The organism is Myxosarcina sp. GI1 (assembly GCF_000756305.1).
Classification (GTDB): Bacteria; Cyanobacteriota; Cyanobacteriia; order Cyanobacteriales; family Xenococcaceae; genus Myxosarcina.
In genome coordinates this window covers 67725-91129 of the sequence record NZ_JRFE01000010.1, presented here as the reverse complement: position 1 = coordinate 91129, position 23405 = coordinate 67725, and the positions used below count along the sequence as shown (strand labels likewise).

The window sequence follows — 23405 nt, the reverse complement described above, 5'->3', positions numbered from 1 at the left end:
CTATAAGAAGACTTGAGTAGATAAAAAGATTAATGACTCCATCAGAAAAAGCTCGTGTTCAAGAGTGCGTTCAAGAACTATCAGAGATTTTGTATCGTAATACTCCATCAGACAATCGCGCTTCGCGATTCGCCGTTCCTTTGGAACGTCGGCGGACTCCAGTCCGCGCCAAACTTTGGAGGATATAGAAAAATCAGTCAGAGAACATCTCTTGGAATCAGTTGGACCTAAAATGGCATTTGTCTTGGTGCGCGTTCCCTAGCTGCGGAAACCGCAGCGGGGTCGCACCGCTTTTTTGTCAAACAAAAAACTCAAACAAACATCGGGAAAGAGCGAATAATTAAAAGCTCTGTAGGAAAACTACGTCTACGTCACAGACAATTAGAAAAGCAAGCTGTAGAAGCAAGAACTCGTATTAGTCCTTTACTTCAAAAATGTTGTCTATGTTTGAGTGCTAATGAATCGTTCTCTCAAGCAGAACAAGATCTATTTTTGCTGACAGGAATGAAAGTAGGACATAGCACCTTACAAAGACAAGTTTATACAAAACAAAAGCATTTAGATTTTCCCGATAGCCCAATAGCCATTCATGAGGTATGTCTTGATGGAGGTAAAGTAAGATTGAGAACTCAACGCCGAGGAGAAAAATGTGAATGGCGAGACTATCAAGCAGCGCGTTTGTCGGGAGTATATTACGGGGCAACATTCCGAAGGAAAGAAGAGTTAACTGCATGGATTAATTCTCAAGTATTAACAAATCCCCTAATCTGTCTGGGAGATGGACATTCAGGAGTGTGGAATCTTTTTAGTCAAATTTCTACCACACAACAACGATATGAAATTCTAGATTGGTTTCATCTCAAAGAAAACTTGTTCAAAGTTGGTGGTTCATTAAAACGCCTGAGACAGGCAGAAACATTTTTATGGCAAGGAGAAGTCGAGCAAGCGATCTCTTTATTTCAACAAGAATGTCCTAAACGAGCGCGGAAATTTATTGCTTATGTTGAAAAACACCGTCATCGTCTAGTTAATTACGAGCTATTACAAGCTGAAGATTATATTTCAATTGGTTCTGGGGCAGTCGAATCAGCTATTAAACAACTCGATCGCCGTTTAAAAATTTCAGGAGCGCAATGGAATTTTAATTCAGTCAGTCCAATGTTGCGATTGCGCTGTGCTTATCTTAATAGACAAATTGCTGCTTAGTCTATTTGCCAAAATGGGATGCTCCCAAGCTTCTTCCAGATAATCTTTACAGTTTATTTGTCTTTTCTAACAAAACGCGACCGCAATGGCATTTCCTCAACGTAAAATACGAAGATTCGCCACAAAAGAGAAAACTATTTCGCCGTATTAAAGTTGAAGCTGGCGACAATCAATTAAGAACTGCTACAGAACAACTAAGTTTATTAGACCTCGAATCATTTGATTCCAACTCGCCTTTAGAAATACAAAAACATCATGACGAAGCTTTTGATGTTGAAGTAGTTACAGATAAGTTTTTTAGAAAATATCGCCAAGTATTTGAAGAAGTCGAAGGATTAATTGAGGGTATTGGTGAGAGCGATCGCAAACGATTATTTACTCAAAAGTTATTTAACCGTTTGATGTTCGTTTATTTCGTTCAGAAAAAAGGTTGGCTGCAATATAACGACGAGACTGATTATCTCTCAGCTTTATGGAAAGCTTACTGCAATGAACGAACTAAAAAAAGCAATTTCTATCGCGATCGCCTTTCTCATTTGTTTTTTGCTGGACTTAACAACCCACAGCAGCAAGATGTTATTGGCATTAATAACGGCGGTTATCTCAAAGATTTAATCGGAACTGTTCCTTATCTTAATGGTGGTTTGTTTGAACAGGATGATGAAAATAAAAACTCAAAGATAGTCATTCCCGATGATTGTATAGATTCAATCCTGCACGATTTGTTTCAAAGTTTTGCTTTTACGGTTACTGAGAGTACGCCGCTAGATGTTGAAGTGGCTGTCGATCCTGAGATGCTAGGTAAGGTGTTCGAGGAGTTGGTAACAGGAAGACACGAAAGTGGTAGTTACTATACTCCCAACCCGATTGTGTCTTTCATGTGTCGGGAGTCTTTGAAAGGATATCTTAAAACTCAAAACTTTGCTCAAACCCTTCCAAATAAAGAGAAAGAAAATGCTATTGCAAAATTCGTGGACGATCGCGATCCATCGGATTTAACTAATTCTGAAGCTGTACTAGAAGCGTTAAAGAAAGTCAGAGCTTGCGATTTGGCTTGTGGAAGCGGTGCGTATCTTTTAGGAATGCTGCACGAGTTACTAGATTTACGAGAGTGTTTGTTTAGGGCTGAAGGAATTGATTCTAATACAATTTACCAGCGCAAACTAGAAATTATTGAAAACAATCTTTATGGCGTAGATATAGATGTTTTTGCCGTTAACATCGCAAGGTTGAGACTTTGGCTGTCTTTGGCAGTAGATTATGAAGGAGAAAAACCAAATCCACTACCAAATTTAAAATACAAGATTGAAGTAGGCGATAGTTTAATTTCGCCCAATCCTTCAGAAATCAAGCTTTCTAATGTTTTAATCGAGCAGTTTAGAGACGTTAAAGCTCAATATATTAGAACTCATGAAGGTAATCAAAAGAAAAAGTTAGAAGCAGAAATTACCAGATTGAAGAAAGAAATTTCTTTACTGACTTATGGCAGTGATGAAGTAGACAAGTTCGATTGGAGTTTAGATTTTGCTGAAGTTTTTGCTGATGGAGGTTTTGACATTGTAGTTGCCAATTCTCCTTACGTGGTAGTTGCCAATTCTCCTTACGTGCGTCAAGAACTAATTAAGCATTTAAAACCAACCCTTAAGAAAGTTTATCCAGAAATTTATACAGGAACAGCTGATTTGTATTGTTTCTTCTATGCTCGTGCTTTAGAGTTACTAAAAATATGGCTTGTGATAGAAGTAAAAGAGATAATGCAATAAATAGATAACCAAGTAGAATCCTACTATGCAACCAGCTTTACACCTGACAACCAAAGTTTTACCAGGAAACAAGATTGAAATAGAAATTCCCGAAAGTGAGATTGGCGATACTGTTGACGTATTCGTTGTTTTACCAGAAAAAAATAAGCCTCAAAAACGTTCTGTATTGGAATTAATAGAAGAAAGTCGTAGTAGACATGCTTGTAGAAGTGCAGAAGATATAGATCGACAATTACGAGAGGAAAGAGAATCATGGGACAGTTAGCGATCCCATCTGATAGCAAAGTTTATGTAGATACTGCGGTGCTAATTTACACGCTTGAGGAGAATACAGATTACTTTTCCTTATTACAACCGTTATGGACTAAGTTTCAAGCGCAAGAAATAGATCTTATTAGCAGCGATCTAATTTTAATGGAAGTGTTAGTTTTACCTCTACGAAGTAATAATCAATCTTTGGTTTCCGATTACGAACAACTGTTACTAAATTCAGCAATGCAACTCGTTCCGATAAGTCAGTCTATACTTCGGCAAGCAGCCAATTTACGGGCAAATACTAACCTCAAAACGCCTGACGCTATTCATGCTGCTTCAGCTATATCTGTCAATTGCGATCTTTTTATAACTAACGATCTAGGCTTCCGAAATTTATCCAATTTATCTGCAGTTATTCTCAGCGAAGTCTTAGCTTCTTAATAATTTAAATATTTATTACTTATTTTCATGCCTAGCCACGACATTATTGATAATCGTAATCAAAAATTAGTAGACAAAATCAACTGTATTCTCGAAACCTCTGAAGCCGCCCATTTTGCTGTCGGTTACTTCTTCATTTCTGGCTTTACAGCAATTGGCGATCGCCTGAACCATGTCAAACAACTGCGCTTATTAATTGGCAATACTTCCAATCGCGAAACTATCGAACAAATCGCCCAAGGATATAAAAGATTAGAGCTAATTAGCGATCGCCTCGAAGCCGAAAGTTATCCTAAACGCAGCGAAAGACGGCAAATAACAGAAGAAACTGCTGCTAATGTTCGTTCTAGTATCGAACTTATCGACCAAACAGATGAAGCACAGACACTAATTAATAATCTGGTGCGGATGATTAAAGAAAAGCGGCTTGAAGTGAAAGTTTACACCAAAGGGATACTACACGCTAAAGCCTATATTTTTGACTACGGCAAAGTTTATGACGATCGAGGTAGAGAAGTAGCAAGAACCGAAAATGGTATTGCTGTAGTTGGTTCGTCTAATCTCAGTCTCTCTGGAATCGAACACAATACAGAACTCAATGTGATGGTTCATGGCAATGATAATCACGAAGCATTAACCAACTGGTTTGAAGAACTTTGGGATGAAGCAGAGGACTTCGACGAAGCTTTAATGGAAGAGATGAAGCAGTCTTGGGCAGTTTCTCTAGCTACTCCCTACGATATCTACATGAAAACGCTCTACACATTGGTACGCGATCGCCTCGAAGATGTCACGCCAAAAGATTTAATTGTAGATAACGAAATCAGCCAACAATTAGCAGACTTTCAAAAAATTGCAGTCAAACACGCGATTCAGAACATTCGCGATTATGATGGTACATTTGTCGCCGACGTAGTAGGACTCGGAAAAAGTTTTATCGGCGCGGCGATCGTCAAGCATTTTGAACAAATAGAAAATGCTCGTCCCTTGATTGTCTGTCCTCCACCACTAATAGATATGTGGGAACGCTATAACGAAATTTATCATTTAAATGCTCGCGTTCTCTCAATGGGAATGTTAAGGCAAGATGACGACAATACTTTTAGAACTTTATTAGAGAATTATCGCTACAAAGATCGAGATTTTATATTATAGGACTTACGCAAAAGAAAAATTTGAGCGGGGAAGTGCAAACGAGTTAAGGTCAGAGTATGGCAAATAAAATGACTTGTTTGGACTACTGCCAATATCTTCTAGTAAGTCAGATTAACTATACGCTGACTAACTTCGCAGACCATAGTCATGAGTTCAGTCATGACAAAATAAATCGTTTTCTCAAAGGAGAAAAAATTACACCAAGACTGATCTGGGAAAATGTCAAATCACAACTGATAACTAGTGAGTCAGGATATTTAATATTTGATGATACGGTACTAGACAAAAATTTTTCAGATCGTATCGAGCTAGTCCGAAGACAGTATAGTGGTAATGCCAAGAAGGTAATTAAAGGTATTGGAGTAGTTACCTGTATTTACGTGAATCCAGCTATCGACCAGTTTTGGCTAATTGATTATCGTGTTTACGACTGTCCTCTTAAAAATAATCGTCAAGTAGATGATGCGAGCGATCTTCAGTCATATCAAAGAGTTGATAGTTTGGAGTGGAACAATGAAGAATTAGACCAGGGTAAAATAATTAAAATCAAGGGTTTTCCTAAAGAACACAAGGTGAAACTGTTTCGGGTTGAGGTGTCTACCCACCGCACGGATTATGTCGTCACCAACGATTTTACTCAAGACTCTACTGAGGCAACACATCAAACGTGTGGCTTTCGATGGAAAATTGAGCAGCTACACCGTGAAGGAAAACAATTAACTGGGTGGGAAAAATGCCAGTGTCGTAAGGCTAGAATTCAGCGTAATGCAGCGCGTACGCGCAGACCGCCGCAAGGCGGCTGGGAAGCTTTGCTTCCGCTTGGTTGTTCATTGCTTGTTTGGGTTCGTTTGAAATATTTAGCGATCGCCAATAATTCTACTGTCTATCAACTGAAAAATGATCTTCTCGATCGCTACTTGATTCAGCAGCTTAAAAATCCTTCTCTAAAGATGGCTCTTGCGTAAGTCCTAAAATTCAGAAAAAACACAGAGGTACTTAATAATGTTCCTACTTAACTTTGCTACCAATGGTAGTATAGTTTTGTAGCAATTATTGGAAACGGTCTCGTGAGTAAAATTTCAATCAACTTAGACGATTCTTCACTTGAATTTCTAGACAGAGTAACGAAAAATCGGAGCCAATACATTAACGAACTTATTCAACAACAGAGAAGAAAAGCGTTTGAGGCCAAGCTTGAGGCTGACTATCGAGAACAAAGTAACGACCCAGAATGGCAAGCAGAGATAGAGCTTTGGGATTCTACTGCTGGTGATGGGTTAGACGATTCTGTTGAAGGGATGGTCGCTGATGAATAGCACTTCATCAAATTATCGGCGAGGAGATATTTGGTGGGTGAAGCTAGATCCTGGTGTGGGAGTGGAAGCTAGGAAGACTAGAGCCTGTCTAATTTTACAAAACGATTTAGGTAATAGAGCTAGTAAAATCACAACTATAGTTCCCTTTTTAGCCAAGAGGAATTACTCATTTGTAGTCAATGTTTTACCGACACCCGAAAATGGCTTGGACAAGGAAAGAGGATTGCACTTCAATCAAATCCGCAGCGTCGATCGCTACAGACTTACCTCTAAGATAGGTAAACTAGAAGAGCTTTACTGGAACGATATTAAAGCTGCAATAGACGTTCAGCTAGGTTTTTACTGATTTACAGGCTAATGAAACTAACCTTTCCCGAACTATCTTTAATCGTCTTAATTGGCGCATCGGGTTCTGGTAAGTCCACCTTTGCCCGTACTCATTTTAAAGAAACGGAAATTCTTTCTTCAGACTATTTTCGCGGTGTAGTCTCCGATGACGAAACCAATCAAGCCGCTACTAAAATTAGCCAAACAATTTCACTGCTTTGCGGTAGCCATAGTTTTAGATTTACCAGAGTCTATTTGTCACCAACGAAATCGACAAAGAGCAGACCGTCAGTTTGGCTCTCATGTAGTTCGCAATCAGGTTAGTAGTTTGAAGCGTTCGCTCCGTAACTTAAAACGAGAAGGCTTTCGCTTTATCTACACCCTAGCTTCGGAAGCAGAAATTGAGGCATTGGAAGTAATGAGTCGTTTTGCGGTCAATCCCAAGTGGCTTATCTATCTACCACCTACCATGTCTCCCGTAGCTACTTCCAAGCAGCTTAGTTTATTGGAACTGTTTATTCAGCTAGTAATGCTGGTAAAAAATTCAGTTACAGTACAGAAGGAAAAACAGGCAAAGAATATATACGCTGTGTGCAACTTTAGATTTGAAAATGAAAATCCCATCTGAGAAGATAATGTTTTTAATTTCGATGGGACAATGTTTAGTACTGAAGATTTTATCATTGCTGTCTTTTGCTGTGTAGATGATCTATGGAGTCAAATTACTCAAGGTAATCAAGTTAGAGCCAGAGGATTTGCTCCTTGTTTAAACGATARTGAAGTTATTAYCATGGAAATCGTAGGCGAATTTTTGAGGATTGATGCAGACAAAGGTATCGGGAATTATTTTCGAGGTCATTGGCAAGAATTATTTCCCGAAATTAAAAGCCGTTCAGCTTTTGTGAGACGCGGACTGGAGCGTTTGCTAACTTATGGTGCTATGAGCAGCAGTTACARCAACTTCTGGCGCGAGAGTYAGGAGGTTTYGAGGATTCAATTCATCTAATTGACGGTTTTCCGATTCCTTTGTGCCATTACCAAAGAGCGAAAAATTGCCGACTGTTTTCAGCAGAAGCGAGTTTCGGATACTGTGCAGCTAAAGATGAGAAGTACTATGGTTTTCGAGGACACTTGGTTATCAGCACTAATGGGGTTATTACTGGTTTCAGCTTGACTTCTGCTAATGTCTCCGAGCGAGAAGCATTGTGGGATGTTATTCATGGAATTAGTAGATTACTAATTGGAGACAAAGGTTATCTTAGTTCTTCATTACAGCAAGAGTTATTAGAACAAAATCTTAATCTTCAAACTCCAAAGCGTTCTAATCTGATTGATTCTCGCGACCGCCACTGGGTTCAAACATTAGTCAAAACCCGCCGTTTAGTTGAAACAACTGGAGAGCTTCGACGTGCTTCGCACGGCAGAGTGCCTTCGGCACTCATTGGACAACGTGAGCTCGACGAAAAAATTAGAGAAAAGAAAGGCTGAGATGTAAACTCAGAATAAGCAAAAATACTGAGCATCTCAGCTAGTTCTATGATGACATCGAGATTGGACATTACACAAATATTTTGGGATGTAGATTACTTGTGCAACCAATGGTCAAGACTATGGCAGAGACAAAAGCAACTACCATCAATGCCATGTGAAAAAAGATGTCGTTCTAGAATGTCGTTGAGTGAAGTGATGACTATAGCGATCGCTTCTTGATGCAGTCGCTGCACGAGCAAGGCTCGAAGTCGCGTCTAGCGACGCTTGGAAGCTTTGCTTCCTGCGGGGAAACCCCGCAAGTAAGGTCGGGGTAGCTGTTACCAGCTTATCCCTCCTATCCGAAACCGAGCGTGATAGTTTTCCCATCACTCGGCTACTCAAACGTATCCACTTTGTCATTAACTGACCTCTCAACTTTCGACCAATACAGGGATATCATCTATCCCGTTGAATTTGACTTGTGACCATTCAAAAAATAATTTCTTGATAAAGTCTGTAGCCCTTTTTTCCCTGATTTTAATTAGGTCAATTGCCGTTTTTTCGTTGTGACATTTTCCACCGTGAAGTAATTGATAGTTAGCAAACTCATTCTTGCCACCTAATGCGGTAGCCAGAATGTGGTCTTTTTCTAACAAGTCTCCGTTACGAAAATAAAGTCCGCACCAGTTACATTTACCTTTTTGTTTTTTAAGCAATAAAGACTTTATATTGGGCATTTCTGGATTCCTACCCATTCTGGTACTCCAATAAACTAGGTCGCCATCGTAGGGGCTTTTATCGCTTTTAACTTTCGCATGGCTTATTTGAAAGCAGTTCAACTAAGCCATGCGAAAGTAGTCGAAGAGGGTTCGCATTCCCTTCTTTGACTGCGAATACCCAGTTTCTACCACCAATTTTACGAAAATATTTCTCGTAGGCGGTTTTAAGACCTTTACATCGGTGTCTACCCCATGCTCTTAATTTTTGAAAGACCATATGGTCTTGCCTTGAAAAATCTCTTGTTGTTTTTGCATCACTAAAGCTAAAGTAATTGCACCATCCCCTGATGATGGGGTTCAAATCGTTAATTAAATCGATTTGTGAGGCATATTTATGCTTCTTAATGGTCTTTTTAATGCTTTCTTTATGTTTAACAAGGGATTGTTTGGAAGGGGTTATGAGTGTGTTAAAACCCAGGATTTGACCCGCTCCGTTTCTGGCAGATTTGTGTCTGCCTGATGGATATTGTCGGATGTAATATCCAAGAAAATCAAACCCAACCTTTCCATCTTCACTTTGCTCTGGGACGAGCGTATGAGCGATTCTGGTTTTAGATGGTTTTAACTCTAAGCCGATATCATTTAACCATTGGGAAATTACTTCCCGACACTTTTGGATTACTTCCAGGTTTTTGTGTATCACCACAAAATCATCAGCATACCTCACGAATGCTAGGGTTTGAATCTTTCGAGCTTTGCTTAATGTACGATGAGGGTATTTATCTTCCCTCATCTTAAGAGTCTCTACGTATTCTTCTAGCATTCTTTCGATACCATGTAAAGCGATATTAGCTAGAAGCGGACTAAATAGAGTAGGCACAAAGCGCACTTTCCAATCTTGCGATTGATGTGTTTCTTCATACCTCTCTCCAAACCGTACGTGACAATTTCTCGTCATACGGCTTTCCATCATTGTTACCTCCGACCAAACGAGGGTGTTAAGGCATGACAAGAGCGACATAGTAGCTGAAGATTATCTTCAGTGTCTTTACCCTTGCTTTTGCGCGGTATGATGTGGTGCAGGTCTAGTTTTCCTAGTGCGCCACAACATTCGCATTTTGCGCCCCTCTCAGCTTTAATTTTCTCTTTGAGTTCGCGCCATGTGACGTTCTCGGCATTTCCCATCCAGATTATTTGGGATAAAGGTATTTCTGGCTGTGCTGCTGATAATGTTCCAAACCCTTCTAAATAAGGGTTTTCTGGTGAACGAGAACGGTATTTCTTTAGGGGTAAATCGCTCATCCTATAAAGAAAAAGGTGATTATCCCCGTTGAGTACACCAAAGTTCCATCTCTTCCCGTTCTCACGGAGTTTGAATCTATCTAGTACTTTTCGTTTGGATACTTTATGCCGTTTACTTAACCAGAGAAACAGCCTTTCGTTAACCCAGAAGTCTAGATCTTTGGCTAATTTCTTGGTGTTAGTATGGCGATAGTAATTAATCCATCCTCTGAGTACTGCGTTTAAAGCTGAGATTTTGAGCAATGGTGAATCTTGAAACCACTTGCGTCGCGTCATCTCTTTAATCTTGAGCTTCAACTTTTTAATGTTTTCCTGGGCTGGAGTGACCAGCATTTTAGGTCGGTCATTAGATTTTACGTATCTTTGAACGTGAAAACCTAAAAAGTCAAAACCTTGATTTACATGAGTTATGTGCGTTTTTTCTGGTGAAAGTTCGAGCTTTAGTTCTTTCCAGAGGAAGGCTTGAAACTCTTCTTTTAGCCTGATGGCTTCTGCTTTCCCACCGTTGGTAAGTAGTAGCCAATCATCAGCATATCGAATCAGCGCACAGTTTCCCATGTGGTTTATTCGACGACGTTCTTTCTGTTTGCGGTGAAGATTGCCGTATTTGTTCCACCAGTAGAGGTCTAGCTGATGTAAGTAGATGTTCGCCAAAATTGGCGAGCAGATTGCACCCTGCGGTGTTCCCGTTTCGGTGCGTTTGAACAAACAACCTTCCATAATTCCCGCTTCAAGAAATCGTTCTATTAGTTTTAAGAACTTTTCATCAGAGATTCTTTGAGCCAGCAGTTTTATCAATATTTGATGGTGAATGCTGTCAAATGCTCCTTTGATATCCCCTTCGATAACCCAATAGTATTTGTTGCGTCGGTTGATGTAGCTATCTAATCGGGCGATACAGTCCTGTGTTCTGCGTCCTGGTCGAAAACCGTTGGAGCAGTTCAAGAAGTCGCTTTCATAAATAGGTTCTAACACCATTTTGACAAGCATTTGTACTACTCGGTCTTTGATTGTAGGAATACCCAATGGGCGAGTTTTACCGTTAGACTTAGGAATGTATATTCGACGAACGGGCATTGGGCGGAACTGTTTTTGACGCAGTTCGCTTTCAAGCTCTTTCACAAATTTAGACTTTGCTACCTCTGATTCTAGAGCCTTTTTGCTTATTCCATCGACTCCTGGTGTCTTAGACCCTTTATTTGAGAGAATTGTCTTTAGGACATCGGCAATCCAATCTCGACGGCAAATGAGCCGATAGAGATGGTCAAATTGATGTTYCTTCTGGAACTTTGCTTTTATGGCGAGACTACGTTGGGTTTTGATGATATCGGACATACTTCTTAGTCCTCTCTACTTCCTATGTGTATCTCTAACAATGACTGCCATCCTTCGCCATGTACCAGACTATTTTCTGGCTCGGACTACTACGATGGCTCTGCCACGCAATAACTACTTCAGTTGCAGTTAACCCAGTCTGTGACCAGACCAGCTATTGCGCTTCCTACGTTCATACTTCGGTAAGTGGTTACATTTAACCGTGGGCTTCTTCTTTACTCCGTAAGGATACAGACCTAGTATCCCCGACATCAGTTGATAATTTGTACCCTTATAATTAGAGCAATTTGAACCGCGTCGAAAGTTCTTTTCAGTCAAACGAGTGCAACATTGACTTACCTGATGTCTCACGCCATCTCTGTTGTTTAGCGGCGTGTCCAAGGTGTAGGAGCGTCGGACGAAGATTCCTTTCGTAGCCATAGTTAAATTCAGGCTCGAAGCCTCATACTGTAACAGAGTGCCAGTATTTTGCCCCTTGTTCCCCAGGCTTCAAACAGGTTTTTACTCATTGTCCCCTGCCTGCTGGGTCAGCCTTAGTACATTAGGGAATGTACTATCTCTTGGTAGTTTTCACTCTCCTTGAGCATTACCAAAGTACGCTTCGCAGCGCACCCACGCCACCTTGAGGTGTTCCTTCAGATATAGCAGTAAATACCCCTTTGTCTATGACCCCAGATTTTAACCAAGCTTTAATTTGTTTCCTGACTTTTCCTCTGTGGTTAAGTCTTTGGAGTAATGTATTGTGGTTGATGCGGTCAAAGCATTTTGCAATGTCGGCATCTAAAACGTACTTGGCTTTAGATTGAATTGCGTTCTTAATGTGCTTTATCGCATCTTGGCAGGCTCTTCCTGGTCGGAAACCATAGCTTGAGGCTTCAAACTTTGCCTCCCATTCTGGTTCTAGGGCAGCTTTGACTACCCCTTGTAAGGCGCGGTCGTATATGGTAGGTATTCCTAATGGACGTTTTTCATCCTTCCCTGGTTTTGGTATCCAAACTCTTCGAGTAGGTTTACTTCTACCTGTAAGTTTGAGTTGTCCTACGAGTTTCATACGAGCTGCTGGGGATAGGGATTTTTCCCCGTCCACTCCTGCTGTCTTTTTGCCTCGATTTTCTTGTGTTACCCTGCGAACCGCTAGCACTTTGCATGACCAGGAATTCATTAATGTTTTTTGAAGTTTTCGGACTTTTTTGATCTCTCCACGACGAGAGGCAGCATAAATGCGCGTTTGCAGCTTGTAGACATATTTATCGACTTGTTGCCAATCAATACTGTCCCATCCCACAGTCTTCGACTTTGAATCTGTATTAGGCTTGTTCACTGTTAATTACACCTTTAGCTTTGATACATTTGCGGGTCACGTCTGCTTATCCTGGGCATTACCCCATCCTTTTTCTGGCTTTACCTGTCGTTTCAGATTAGGCTTTTGCTTCTTGACCCATCTCTTCCATTTACACCATACGGGTCGATCCCTACCAGTTAATTTTGGGGATGTAATTGGGTTACTTCGTTCCTACAGTCATTGTTTGAGTTCTTTAGGACTCATCTTTCCACCTGTTGTACTAGTTGTGCATTGCTAAATTCGCCCAAATTAGCAAACTTTGGTACTGTCTGATGTTCCAGACGCAGGGTGTGGCATGATCCACAAGCTTATATCCCCTGCTTGAGCCTTAAGATGGTTCAGTAGATGATTCGTTTATCTATCCCACGATGTCCTGTTCCTTGAAATTATCTCAGTCTAGGGTCGGTTATAGAACTCTTGCTTGCGGTGAGGCGTTTTCAGCGCAGAGCGCGAATGCGCCCTGCGCTTCAAGCTTCATCTGATTATTAGCGATCGCGGTGAGTTATTAGCGTTCAAGTTAACTCTTGGGAATGTGGATGATAGAAAACCCCTGCCAGAAATGGCTAAGGGTATCTTTGGTAAATTATTTGGCGACCGTGGTTATATCTCTCAAGACTTGTTTGAAAAGCTCTACGAGCAACAACTTCAGTTGATTACTCGATACAAAAAAAACATGAAACAGCGGTGCAGCGCGTTGGGCGGGTTCCCCGACTTGAAGCGACTGCACCAAGAAGAAGTTAGTCAAACTAATAGACAAAATTCTTTTGCGTAAAAGAGCTTTAATTGAGACAGTTAACGACCAACTCAAGAATATATTTCAAATCGAACATTCAAGACACCGTAGTATCTGGAATTTCTTAGTCAATTTGATGGCTGGGTTGATTGCTTATACCTATCTACCTAACAAACCTTCTCTCGATTTAGAGCCGAAAGAATTATTAGCACTACCTTCTGCTACTTTCTAACTTTGTCGAACTCACGTATCACAATAAAATTGCAAACTGATAGGGTTCGAGAACCAGTTCTCTTACAGCTGAAATAGTCTTACCAGAGACAATATCGGTCAAAATTTTTCGCATACCCAATAATCTAAGCTGTTTGGCGACGATCTCTTGTTCGCGATCGCTAAAATTAGCCAAAACTAAGACATTTTGCTCCTGTTGGGTGCGAAAATAGCCAAAGATACAATCATTACCAGTATCGATAATTTCGGTTTCGGCACGAGTAAAAGCACGATTTTGTTGGCGAATTTGAATCAGCTTCAGCAGTCCAGGGTAAATCGTACCAGGTACGCTAGAACTATCCCGTCGCCGCTCTGCACGTTCCCAGTTAAATGCCGAACGATGAACCCAACGACTGTCGCCGTCTTTTTCGGGAAATTCGGTGTAAGTATAATCATTTAAAGTTCCGATTTCGTCTCCCAAATAAATTAGCGGAATACCGCCAATAGTGAGAATAACTCCATGTAATAGAAGAATGCGCCGAACTGCTAGATCGATCTCTGACAAATCGCTATCGCTGGTTAACTTTTCTAAACCACACAGAGAGGCAGTAGTACCAGAAATTCGGGCTTCTCCCGTTTCGGGTTTTTCTTGAAAAGGAACTCCTTTAGCAAAACTGCCTTCAAACCGACCAGTATAAAAGGCAGTTAAAAATCGCCGATGATCGTAAGGGTTTATTTGTAACTCTCGTAGATCTTCATCGGCAATTCCCCAGCCAATATCATCATGACAGCGAATATAGTTTACCCAGGCACAGTTTTCTGCTATAGCAAATCGCTTTGCCATTCCATAACGCAGCAGACGGACATTTTTCACGGCTAAAGCATCCCACAATAGCGCCATTAACTGGGGATTGTAAGATAGGGGACATTCTTCTTGACTGATATAACGAGTTACTTCATCGGGATGCACGATCGCTTCTGATTTAAATGCCATTGCTGGAGCAGCAATTTTAGTCAGGGCGTTAAAAGCTTGAATTAATATATGTGCTTCGGGTAAATTTTCACAACTCGTACCCAATTTTTTCCATAAAAACGCTACTGCATCTAACCGCAAGATTTCTACACCGACATTTGCCAAGAACAGCATTTCTTCTGTCATACGGCAAAATACGCTCGGATTTTCGTAGTTTAAATCCCACTGGAAGTTATAAAAAGTCGTCCAAACCCACTTACGAATTTTGTTTTTGTAGGTAAAGCAGCCAGGGCGTTCGTCGGGAAATACCGAATTAATTGTTCTTTCAAAAGCATCGGGTAGTTCTCGGTCGGGATACATCCGATAATATTCCTGGTAGTCTGAATCACCTGCTAGAGCGAGTTTTGCCCATTCATGTTCGTCGGAGGTGTGATTGAAGACAAAATCGATAACTAAGCTAATGCCGTGTTGTCTTAATTCGGTAGCAAGCTCTGCTAGATCGTCCATCGTTCCCAAAGCAGGGTTGACCTCTCGATAGCTGCTAACGGCATAACCGCCATCGTTATCGCCTTGGGGAGATTTAAATAAAGGCATTAAATGTAGATAGGTAATACCCATTTCAGTTAAATAGGGAATGCGATCGCGCAATTTTTGAAGATTGCCAGCAAAAAGATCGACATAGCACATCGCTCCGACCATGCGATGGGACTGATACCATTGAGGATCGGCTTGCCGCATCATATCGAGAGCTTTAAGATCGTCAGACCGCTCTAACCACATCTTGGTAGCGGTAACTAAAATATTTTCTAAATGATAGAAGAAATCGTAGCGATCGCTATAAAGCTGATAGAGTAGCCGAAATAAAAGCGGAAAATGTGTTTCGATGCGTTCTATGTAACCTTGCCACTCCACTGGCTCTACTCTAGCACTAAAGCGTTCTTCCAATCTCGGCAGTAGGCGTGATAGTGAAGTCGCACTCTGTCTTTCTAAAGAATCAACCCTAACCATACTTGCGATCGCCATCCTTATTAATAATAATTAGCAAAATATCTATATTTTCGCCTTATTTAAGGTTTTTGGCTCTGATAAAATGTTGAACGGTATGTTGGGTTTGTCCTTTCAACTGTAAAACTTTATACTACTTTGGTAAGATTTGAAGAAACCCTTAAATTAACAATTGTGCTAAGAATTACCTGCGGCATTTAAAACGTACACAGGGCGATCTATCTCTCCGAAACGATTGAGAGGCCAAAAGCGAAATACTGCCTTACCAATAATATTTTTACGCGGCACAAAACCCCAGTAATGACTATCATAACTATTGTTGCGGTTATCTCCCAAAACTAAATAAGAATTAGCAGGAACAATTATAGGACCCCATTGATAATTTGGTTTGGCTTCGAGATATTTTTCTTTTAAAGGAATGTTATTGACGTATGCCTTGCCATTTTTTACTTCAACTCGATCTCCAGGTAAACCAATAACTCGTTTGATAAAAGCTTCATGAAAATTTTGTTGCTCTAAGGTTGCAGTCGGATTGAATACAACAATATCTCCGCGTTTCGGTGTAGTAAAATCGTAGCTAATTTTATCAATAATCAGGCGATCGTTAATTTGTAGCGTAGGTAACATCGAACCTGAAGGTATATAACGCGCTTCGGCAACAAAGGTACGAATTCCCAAAGCTAAAAATAAACTAAGACCTAAAGTTTCAAAAGTTTCAAGCCAAATATTTTTAGTTTTTGATTGGGTTTGTCGCTCTAGCTTTTTTTTGGTTAAAGACATAATTGATTTTCTCTAAATCTTTGATTTTATCTTATAGTTTAGATATTTATTAAGTCAGTATTGTGTCAATTTTATGTCGATCGCCAGACAAAGCAAAAGTTCGATGGGAGTTTTAAAAGCAATATTCTCGTTCGAGTAAATTTTTGCTCACTTTATTTCCCAATACCCGATAATTGAGATCGGCATATATAAAATCACATCTGTTTGGTATGCTGACCAAAAAAACCCGCCTACGGTTTGCCCGCTGGTTACTCGGTAAAGAACGCTACACTAAAAACGCGCTTCATCAAACTCATCCCTGGTGGCAAGTCATGTGCTTGACTGGTGTTGATTACTTTTCTACGCTGGGTTATCAGCCAGGAATTGCCGCACTGGCAGCAGGTACATTGTCTCCTATCGCCACTTTAATTTTAATTTTACTAACGCTGTTTGGAGCCTTGCCTATATATCGTAGAGTAGCATCACTCAGTCCTCACGGCGAAGGATCGATCGCCATGCTAGAACATCTGCTTCCCTGGTGGCAGGGTAAGTTATTAGTGCTTTTTCTACTGGGTTTTGTAGCAACCGATTTTATTATTACCATTACCCTCTCAGCCGCCGATGCTACGGCACATATTATTGAAAACCCTTTCGTGCCTGAGTTTTTGTCAAGACAACATTTAGGTTTAACCTTAGTTTTAATTACTTTACTCGCCGCTGTCTTTCTTAAAGGTTTTGAAGAGGCAATTGGTATTGCTGTAGTTTTAGTTGCTGTTTATTTAGTATTAAATTTTATCGTAATTAGCGTTGGCATCGAGCAGGTATTACAACATCCCGAATCGATCGCTAATTGGCAGAAGAATTTGTTGCAAGCTCATGGCAATCCTCTATTAATGTTTGGCATCGCAGCTTTATTGTTTCCCAAACTAGCATTGGGATTATCTGGGTTTGAAACTGGAGTTGCCGTAATGCCTTTAGTAACGGGAAATGCTAGCGATACAGAAGAAAATCTCAGAGGCAGAATTCATCACACTTACAATCTACTCACCGCTGCCGCCGTAACTATGAGTTTTTTTCTACTCTTGAGTAGCATAGTGACAATTATGCTCATACCATCAGTAGAATTTCAACCTGGAGGTGCAGCTAATGGACGCGCTCTTGCCTATCTCAGCCATCAATATTTAGGTAATGCTTTTGGCACCATATACGATCTCAGTACAATTTTGATTCTTTGGTTTGCTGGTGCTTCGGCAATGGCAGGACTGCTTAATATCGTGCCGCGCTATCTACCCCGCTATGGTATGGCACCCGACTGGGCGAGAAAGAGGCGACCTTTAGTTTTAGTCTATACGGCGATCGCTTTTGTAGTGACAATTATTTTTAATGCCAACGTGGATGCTCAAGGAGGGGCATACGCTACGGGAGTTTTAGTTTTGATGAGTTCTGCTGCCTATGCCGTTACCCTATCAGTCCGCGATCGCCGTAGAGGAAAAATTGCTTTTGGTTTAATTACCTTAGTTTTTATCTATACCACAGTCGTCAATATTATCGAACGACCCGATGGGGTCAAAATTGCGGCATTTTTTATCGGTGCAATTATTGTTACTTCTCTGATTTCTAGAATCTGGCGATCGACCGAACTACGGGTAGAGCGAATCGAACTAGATGAAACCGCACGTCGTTTTCTTACCGAGGAAAGCTGTCACGTTATTAGATTGATTGCCAACCGCAAACAAAAGGGAGATGTAGCAGAATATCAGGCAAAAGAAAAAGAAGTACGCGAAGATAACCACATTCCTGCTTCCGACCCAATTTTGTTTTTGGAAATAGAAATTATCGATGCTTCTGATTTTGCAGAAACAGTTAAAGTAAGAGGGTTACAGGTTAATAACTATCGAATTCTACGCGCTCGTGGTGCTGCCATTCCCAATACTATTGCCGCTATTCTACTTCAGATTCGCGATCTAACTGGCATACTGCCCCATGCCTATTTTGGTTGGGTAGAAGGCAATCCCTTGCAATACCTCTTACGATTTTTATTATTTGGCGAGGGAGATACTGCCGTAGTGACTCGTGAAGTGCTGCGCCGTGCCGAGCATAATCCAGAAAGACGACCTGGAGTTCATGTTGGTGGCTGAAAAATACTTACCGCATTTTTTAGAGCAAGCAAAAAATCAGGTAAGCTTCGATCGCCTTTTTGGCAAGGGTGCCGTCAGCAGTAAAATCAGATTTAGCAACCAAGGAGCGAGTCGCTGGCACCATAAGGCTAGGTAACTCTGCCATCCTACTAAAATTTCTTCTCTGTCACGTTTTAATCCGGCTATCAAAGCCAAAGCAACTTGGCGAGACGTAAGAGGTTTGACAAAACGAAATCGTTGGAATTCTCTGACCATATCTGTATCTGTTAGAGAAGGAAGCAACGTTACTACTCGCACGTTGTCGGGAGCTAATTCTGCCCTCAAGGCTTGGGTAAATCCAACTAAAGCAAATTTGGTAGCCGAATAAGTAGCCATAGTAGGAGCGGCAATTTTTCCCATCAGACTACAAACATTGACTATAGTTCCCTCTTGCTGACAAACCATCCGTTTGGCAATTAATTGGGTAATGGTATAAGTTCCCTTAAGATTGAGAGAAATTTCTGCATCTATGTGGGAGAGATTGGTTTGTAAAAATGTACGTTGATGTGCTACTCCCGCACAGTTGATTAGTATCTGAATTGGTCCAAATTCCCTCCAGGCTTTAGTAAGAGTCATACTAACGCGATCTATTTGAGTTATATCTACAGAAAAAAATATAACTTTGGTGCGGGGATTAAAGGCTTGAATTTCTCCTGCCAATTCTTCTAACTTAGTTGTGTTACGAGCTACTAACAATAAAGTTTTGCAGTTTTGTCGAGCTAATTCTAAAGCGATCGCTCGTCCGATACCACGAGAAGCTCCAGTAATTAGAGCAGTTTTATCTAAAAGTTTCATAGTTAAAACCTTTATTAATAACAATTGTAGTACTAAAAAAATGCGAAGTGCGCCAATTGACAAAGGCTCTTAAGTTAGTAAATATTTAGAAAAGAAAACAATTATTACTAAAATTTAATTCATAGGTCGTAGCCTAACAAATCTAACTAATAATTGCCAATATTTTTCTACAAAAAACCTTTTCCTTTGGGATCGCTTTCGTTTTGCTTGTATTAGAAAACACAAAAATTTCTGTCATTAGATTTTCACTTATTTGACACATCAGCGACATAACAAAAAAATAAACTGACAAGTTTTTTGTTGGAATTTTAAAACCACATAATATTTTAAAAATAAAAAGAAGTTTTAGATAATTTCAATTTGCTTGGCTATTTTTTAAAAAACACTTCTTTAGATACACATAAAAACAATCTTTTTATGTGTCCTTTGACTTAAAAGGATGTTTGGAAAGTAAAAATAAACACAAGTATTGAATAGAAAAGCTTCCTAGACTATAAATTGAATGTCGGCAACCATCTAGGAAGCGATGACTTCAGCCTACAATACAGAACTAACTACCAAACAGTACAAATTGAAGAAAAACTCGATTTGTCTTGATTTACTTTTTTGTTTAACTTTAGTGGTTTAATTTAATAGCATCCCTCGACTCTAAATGACAGCTTTGCTGGTTTCTCCCCATAAGGCTTGATGTAGATTAGCTTCGGTATCAGCTTGAGAAAACTATACTTAATCCTATGAAGTCAAGATCGATAATTATTTTGGTGCTACTTATAAGCGTAGCGGCGACCGTGTTGCAAGTTAATAGGGTTAGCGATCGCAGCCTGGATAGCAAGTTAGTCAATAACTCATTAATATTCCAGCACACTATTATCGATCCTGCGCCTCCTTCGGGTAACGGTTGCTGTTTGGACATATTGGCGATTGGAGATCTTGACAGCGATAAAAAGGCAGATATTATGGTAGCTTCTCAAGAATCTATAGGTGCAGTTTGGTATCAATATCCCGACTGGCAGCATTATCCAATTAGCGATGGTGAATTTACTACCGATGGTGAAATTGCCGACATCGATGGCGATGGCGATGGTGACGTAATTTTAAGCGATTACAGAAGTGATGCGATCGCCTGGTGGGAAAATACTAACGATCCTTTTCAGGCTGAGGGCTGGATAAGACACCAAATTGGTACGCGCTTCGCTCACGATTTAGCAGTAAAAGACATTAACGGCGATGGCAAACTCGATGTTGCTATGTTTCGCAAAGATCGACCACGACAGTTAACTTGGTTTGCCGCACCTCAAGATCATACTCAGCCTTGGATTCGTCACCAGATCGATACTCCACCAGGAGAAGGTTTAGACCTGGGCGATCTTGATGGTGACGGAGATATCGACATTGCAGCCAGTCATTACTGGTATGAAAATCGAGATAGTCTAGGACTCAAATGGCGAAAACACCAGGTAACTGCAAAGTGGGGTCAGGATACTCGCGCCATTATTGCCGATCTGAACGATGATGGCAAGCAAGATATAGTTTTGAGCCACTCTGAAGGTGCGGGTAGAGTTTCCTGGTTTGCCAATCCTACCTGGACGGAAGGTGTTATCGAGCTAAATTCTCTTCAAGGCTGTCATAGCTTGGAGGTAGGAGATTTCGACTATGACGGCGATCTTGATGTGTTTGCAGGAGAGATGAACACTGGTGGCAAGGGAGTAATGGTTTATGAAAACTTAGGCAAAGGCGATCTCTGGAAGCCTATGGTTCTCTCTAAACAAGGTACGCATAACGCTCGTGTTGGCGATGTTGGCAGCGACGGTAGTTTAGATATAGTCGGCAAAAACTATACAGGGAAAAAGGTAGTAGAACTTTGGTCGAATTTGTCTACCAAACCAAGGCTAACTCTAGACGATTGGATTTATATTCGGGTAGATGATAAGAGAAAAACTTTTAACCAGGAGGTACGCTTTTTTGGATTAGCTACGGGCGATCTAACAGGAGATGGTTTTCCAGACATTGTTTCGGGACGCTATTTCTATCGCAATCCAGGGGGAGATTTAACCGATAATTGGGAGCGAGTTACCTTTCCTCTCAATGTAGATGCCATGTTAATTGTAGATGTTGATGACGATGAATTTGGAGATGCGATCGCTGAGGCTCTACCAAACATTTATTGGTTGGAAGCTCAAGACTCTCAGGGTAGTTCTTGGTCGATTACTAAAGTTGCCACCATGCCAGCAACATCCCACGTCAACGGACAGGGCTATCAGTTAGCTCAAATCGTTCCTGGTGGCAAACCAGAAATTTTGTTGGCTGGTGGTAATGAAGATAGAGAAATTTATTACTTTGAAATTTCCGACGATCCTACTGCTGGCAATTGGCAACCCACTCTAATTACTAATGAAGCTACCGATGAAGGAATTGGCGATGGCGACATCGATCGCGATGGCGACATCGATATTGCTGTGGGAGATATGTATACGGGTGTCAAAAAAGTTTCCTGGTGGGAAAACCCCGGTAATAATGAAGGCAACTGGATTAAGCATAAAATCGGTCGTATTTCTCAATGGCCCGATCGCTTTTCTTTAGTAGATTTAAATAATGACGGGCGTTTGGATTTAGTGGTAAGTGAAGAAAGTGAAAGCGAAAAACCCAACGCCCATGTTTATTGGTTCGAGCAACCAGAACAACTTCAGTTTTCTTGGCTGCGTCATCTGGTTGCAACTCAATACACTACTAATAGCATGAATGCTGCCGATTTAGACGGCGATGGCGAAGTCGATATTGTGACGGGAGAACATCGAGGCGACAAACAAGTTGCCATTTGGAAAAATATCAATCGCGGTTCTAGCTGGATGAAATATTTAGTTGCTGAAAATAAAGAGAGTCATTTAGGAACCAAACTTGCCGATTTAGACAACGATGGCGATTTAGAGATTATTAGTATTGCCTGGGATGATTATCCACTTCTCCATCTCTGGCGCAATGATGCCAAAAGACTGACGGATAAACCTGTTAATGACAATTTTAAACATTTGTAAATAGAGGTATAGCGATGGACAGAAGAATTATGGCACCCCTGTATCAATGAACAATTTTTCAATTAACCCGACATTCCGCAGAAATAAAAAAATAACTGAATAATTATCGGAAGAATCAAGTCTGGATATCAAATCAAGTTAAATTAAAGAAAAAGTTGATGGTATGTTAAAAATCATGACACCATCAACAGCAGAAGTAAAAGTTAAAGACCTAAATCACTGTGGAATAATCGCAGGAATAATTGATGAAATTGGGCTAGTAGAGGAAATAGACAAAATTATCGCTTCTCATGGCAACCAAAAAGTAACAACAGGGCAAGCAGTGAAAGCCATGATTATCAATGGCTTGGGCATGATTAGCTCTCCATTATATCTGTTCCCAAAATTCTTTGAGGGTAAAGCTACAGAACATTTACTGGGGGAAGGAATATTACCAGAACATCTTAATGACGATATGATGTGAAACTAATTCCACATTTTAGTCACGGCAAATCTGGTAGACCCCCTCAAAATCAACTCCCAACTCAGGTTCATTACCAAATTGATGCTAGTTTGATTCCTAATCTAAATGCTATTGCTCTAGAAGAACGAAAAGCAGGAAGATTTATTCTGGCAACTAATGTCTTGGACAAACATCAGTTGAGCAATGACCAATTGTTGATTGAGTATAAAGCACAACAATCTACTGAGCGAGGTTTTCGATTTCTCAAAGAGCCTTTGTTCTTTACCAGTAGTGTTTTTCTTAAATCCCCAAAACGGATTGCTGCTTTGGCAATRGTTATGGGCTTATCTCTTTTAGTTTATAGTCTGGGTCAACGTGCTTTACGACTAGCTTTGGCAACCGCAGGGCAAACTATTCCTAATCAGTTGGGCAAACCGACTACTTCCCCTACTCTACGTTGGGTTTTTCAATGCTTTATGTCGGTTCATCTTGTTTCCTTCGGTGGAGTCAAACAAATTAGTAATCTTACTAGTGAACGAAGTCACATTCTTCAGTTTTTTAATTCCTATTGTCGTCAATATTATCTGCTCTCTTAAACTTTTCTGCGGAATGTCGGTTAACAATGAATAATGAACAGTAAATAATTTT

At 40.4% G+C, this 23405-nt stretch carries 14 protein-coding genes and 7 pseudogenes; 14 read left to right on the top strand and 7 right to left on the bottom strand.

Translation table 11 applies throughout. The features are described from left to right. Window positions 1-32: 32 nt before the first annotated feature. The 10 genes and pseudogenes from KV40_RS05335 to KV40_RS31880 form a co-directional block, all read left to right on the top strand. Window positions 33-1206 (top strand): annotated as a pseudogene (locus tag KV40_RS05335) (ISKra4 family transposase). Between the two features lie 5 nt (window positions 1207-1211). After that, entirely contained in the window at window positions 1212-2969 is a 1758-nt protein-coding gene (locus KV40_RS05330) for an Eco57I restriction-modification methylase domain-containing protein (protein WP_216595534.1), read from the top strand. A gap of 25 nt (window positions 2970-2994) precedes the next feature. Further along, on the top strand, window positions 2995-3234 hold the full coding sequence (locus KV40_RS05325) for a hypothetical protein (RefSeq protein ID WP_036478581.1): 240 nt from the start codon (window positions 2995-2997) through the stop codon (window positions 3232-3234). After that, the gene (locus KV40_RS05320) at window positions 3222-3665 is read left to right on the top strand and encodes a type II toxin-antitoxin system VapC family toxin (protein ID WP_036478580.1); all 444 of its coding nucleotides are present in this window, start codon (window positions 3222-3224) and stop codon (window positions 3663-3665) included. Before KV40_RS05325 ends, KV40_RS05320 begins: the two co-directional genes overlap by 13 nt. Window positions 3666-3692: 27 nt before the next feature. Next, window positions 3693-4817: pseudogene (locus KV40_RS05315) on the top strand (phospholipase D-like domain-containing protein); the annotation flags it as partial. 71 nt (window positions 4818-4888) lie between these two features. Next, window positions 4889-5785, top strand: a complete 897-nt coding sequence (locus KV40_RS05310) for a transposase (protein WP_081942779.1) — start codon at window positions 4889-4891, stop codon at window positions 5783-5785. A 102-nt stretch (window positions 5786-5887) separates the two neighbouring features. After that, a complete protein-coding gene (locus KV40_RS05305; protein ID WP_036478573.1) occupies window positions 5888-6136 on the top strand; it encodes a hypothetical protein in 249 nt (82 codons plus the stop codon). Beyond that, the gene (locus KV40_RS05300) at window positions 6129-6482 is read left to right on the top strand and encodes a type II toxin-antitoxin system PemK/MazF family toxin (RefSeq protein ID WP_036478570.1); all 354 of its coding nucleotides are present in this window, start codon (window positions 6129-6131) and stop codon (window positions 6480-6482) included. The genes KV40_RS05305 and KV40_RS05300 overlap by 8 nt, the downstream gene beginning before the upstream one ends. 11 nt (window positions 6483-6493) lie before the next feature. Then, window positions 6494-6957 (top strand): annotated as a pseudogene (locus KV40_RS36565) (AAA family ATPase); the annotation flags it as partial. A gap of 442 nt (window positions 6958-7399) precedes the next feature. Continuing rightward, window positions 7400-7951, top strand: a pseudogene (locus tag KV40_RS31880) (IS982 family transposase); the annotation flags it as partial. Window positions 7952-8364: 413 nt separating this feature from the next. On the opposite strand, the gene KV40_RS31875 reads toward KV40_RS31880, so the two are convergent. From KV40_RS31875 to KV40_RS05270, 4 genes and pseudogenes are all read right to left on the bottom strand, one after another. Next, a complete protein-coding gene (locus KV40_RS31875; protein WP_052055382.1) occupies window positions 8365-8688 on the bottom strand; it encodes an HNH endonuclease in 324 nt (107 codons plus the stop codon). A 49-nt stretch (window positions 8689-8737) separates the two neighbouring features. Then, window positions 8738-9625, bottom strand: coding sequence for a group II intron maturase-specific domain-containing protein (locus tag KV40_RS05280; protein ID WP_052055381.1), 888 nt, complete (start codon window positions 9623-9625; stop codon window positions 8738-8740). Between the two features lie 2 nt (window positions 9626-9627). Next, window positions 9628-11289 carry a group II intron reverse transcriptase/maturase gene (gene ltrA / locus KV40_RS05275; protein WP_036478568.1) on the bottom strand — a complete coding sequence of 554 codons (1662 nt, stop codon included), beginning with the start codon at window positions 11287-11289 and terminating at the stop codon, window positions 9628-9630. A gap of 613 nt (window positions 11290-11902) precedes the next feature. Further along, window positions 11903-12610 (bottom strand): annotated as a pseudogene (locus KV40_RS05270) (reverse transcriptase N-terminal domain-containing protein); the annotation flags it as partial. A 487-nt stretch (window positions 12611-13097) separates the two neighbouring features. Between KV40_RS05270 and KV40_RS33130 the strand changes: the two are divergent. After that, window positions 13098-13596: pseudogene (locus KV40_RS33130) on the top strand (transposase); the annotation flags it as partial. An 18-nt stretch (window positions 13597-13614) separates the two neighbouring features. Here the strand turns inward: KV40_RS33130 and KV40_RS05260 are convergent. Further along, window positions 13615-15555 carry an amylosucrase gene (locus KV40_RS05260; protein ID WP_036478795.1) on the bottom strand — a complete coding sequence of 647 codons (1941 nt, stop codon included), beginning with the start codon at window positions 15553-15555 and terminating at the stop codon, window positions 13615-13617. A 174-nt stretch (window positions 15556-15729) separates the two neighbouring features. Then, window positions 15730-16332 carry a signal peptidase I gene (lepB, locus tag KV40_RS05255; RefSeq protein ID WP_036478561.1) on the bottom strand — a complete coding sequence of 201 codons (603 nt, stop codon included), beginning with the start codon at window positions 16330-16332 and terminating at the stop codon, window positions 15730-15732. Window positions 16333-16541: 209 nt separating this feature from the next. On the opposite strand from lepB, the gene KV40_RS05250 reads away from it, so the two are divergent. Continuing rightward, complete coding sequence (locus KV40_RS05250) at window positions 16542-18449, top strand: amino acid transporter (protein WP_036478560.1); 1908 nt, start codon at window positions 16542-16544, stop codon at window positions 18447-18449. Between the two features lie 36 nt (window positions 18450-18485). Here the strand turns inward: KV40_RS05250 and KV40_RS05245 are convergent, their stop codons facing one another. Beyond that, a complete protein-coding gene (locus tag KV40_RS05245; RefSeq protein WP_036478559.1) occupies window positions 18486-19283 on the bottom strand; it encodes an SDR family oxidoreductase in 798 nt (265 codons plus the stop codon). 734 nt (window positions 19284-20017) lie between these two features. Here KV40_RS05245 and KV40_RS05240 point away from each other — a divergent pair. Both KV40_RS05240 and KV40_RS05230 read left to right on the top strand, forming a co-directional pair. Beyond that, window positions 20018-22315, top strand: coding sequence for a VCBS repeat-containing protein (locus KV40_RS05240; RefSeq protein ID WP_081942768.1), 2298 nt, complete (start codon window positions 20018-20020; stop codon window positions 22313-22315). A 175-nt stretch (window positions 22316-22490) separates the two neighbouring features. Further along, window positions 22491-23353 (top strand): annotated as a pseudogene (locus KV40_RS05230) (IS1634 family transposase). Window positions 23354-23405: the final 52 nt, after the last annotated feature.

Excerpts from the sequence above, each read along its gene's own strand:
- KV40_RS05325 (WP_036478581.1), top strand. The coding sequence starts at position 2,995 with ATGCAACCAGCTTTACACCTGACAACCAAAGTTTTACCAGGAAACAAG.
- KV40_RS05320 (WP_036478580.1), top strand. The coding sequence starts at position 3,222 with ATGGGACAGTTAGCGATCCCATCTGATAGCAAAGTTTATGTAGATACT.
- KV40_RS05310 (WP_081942779.1), top strand. The coding sequence starts at position 4,889 with ATGACTTGTTTGGACTACTGCCAATATCTTCTAGTAAGTCAGATTAAC.
- KV40_RS05300 (WP_036478570.1), top strand. The coding sequence starts at position 6,129 with ATGAATAGCACTTCATCAAATTATCGGCGAGGAGATATTTGGTGGGTG.
- KV40_RS31875 (WP_052055382.1), bottom strand. The coding sequence starts at position 8,688 with ATGGGTAGGAATCCAGAAATGCCCAATATAAAGTCTTTATTGCTTAAA.
- KV40_RS05280 (WP_052055381.1), bottom strand. The coding sequence starts at position 9,625 with ATGATGGAAAGCCGTATGACGAGAAATTGTCACGTACGGTTTGGAGAG.
- KV40_RS05260 (WP_036478795.1), bottom strand. The coding sequence starts at position 15,555 with ATGGTTAGGGTTGATTCTTTAGAAAGACAGAGTGCGACTTCACTATCA.
- lepB (WP_036478561.1), bottom strand. The coding sequence starts at position 16,332 with ATGTCTTTAACCAAAAAAAAGCTAGAGCGACAAACCCAATCAAAAACT.
- KV40_RS05250 (WP_036478560.1), top strand. The coding sequence starts at position 16,542 with ATGCTGACCAAAAAAACCCGCCTACGGTTTGCCCGCTGGTTACTCGGT.
- KV40_RS05245 (WP_036478559.1), bottom strand. The coding sequence starts at position 19,283 with ATGAAACTTTTAGATAAAACTGCTCTAATTACTGGAGCTTCTCGTGGT.
- KV40_RS05240 (WP_081942768.1), top strand. The coding sequence starts at position 20,018 with ATGAAGTCAAGATCGATAATTATTTTGGTGCTACTTATAAGCGTAGCG.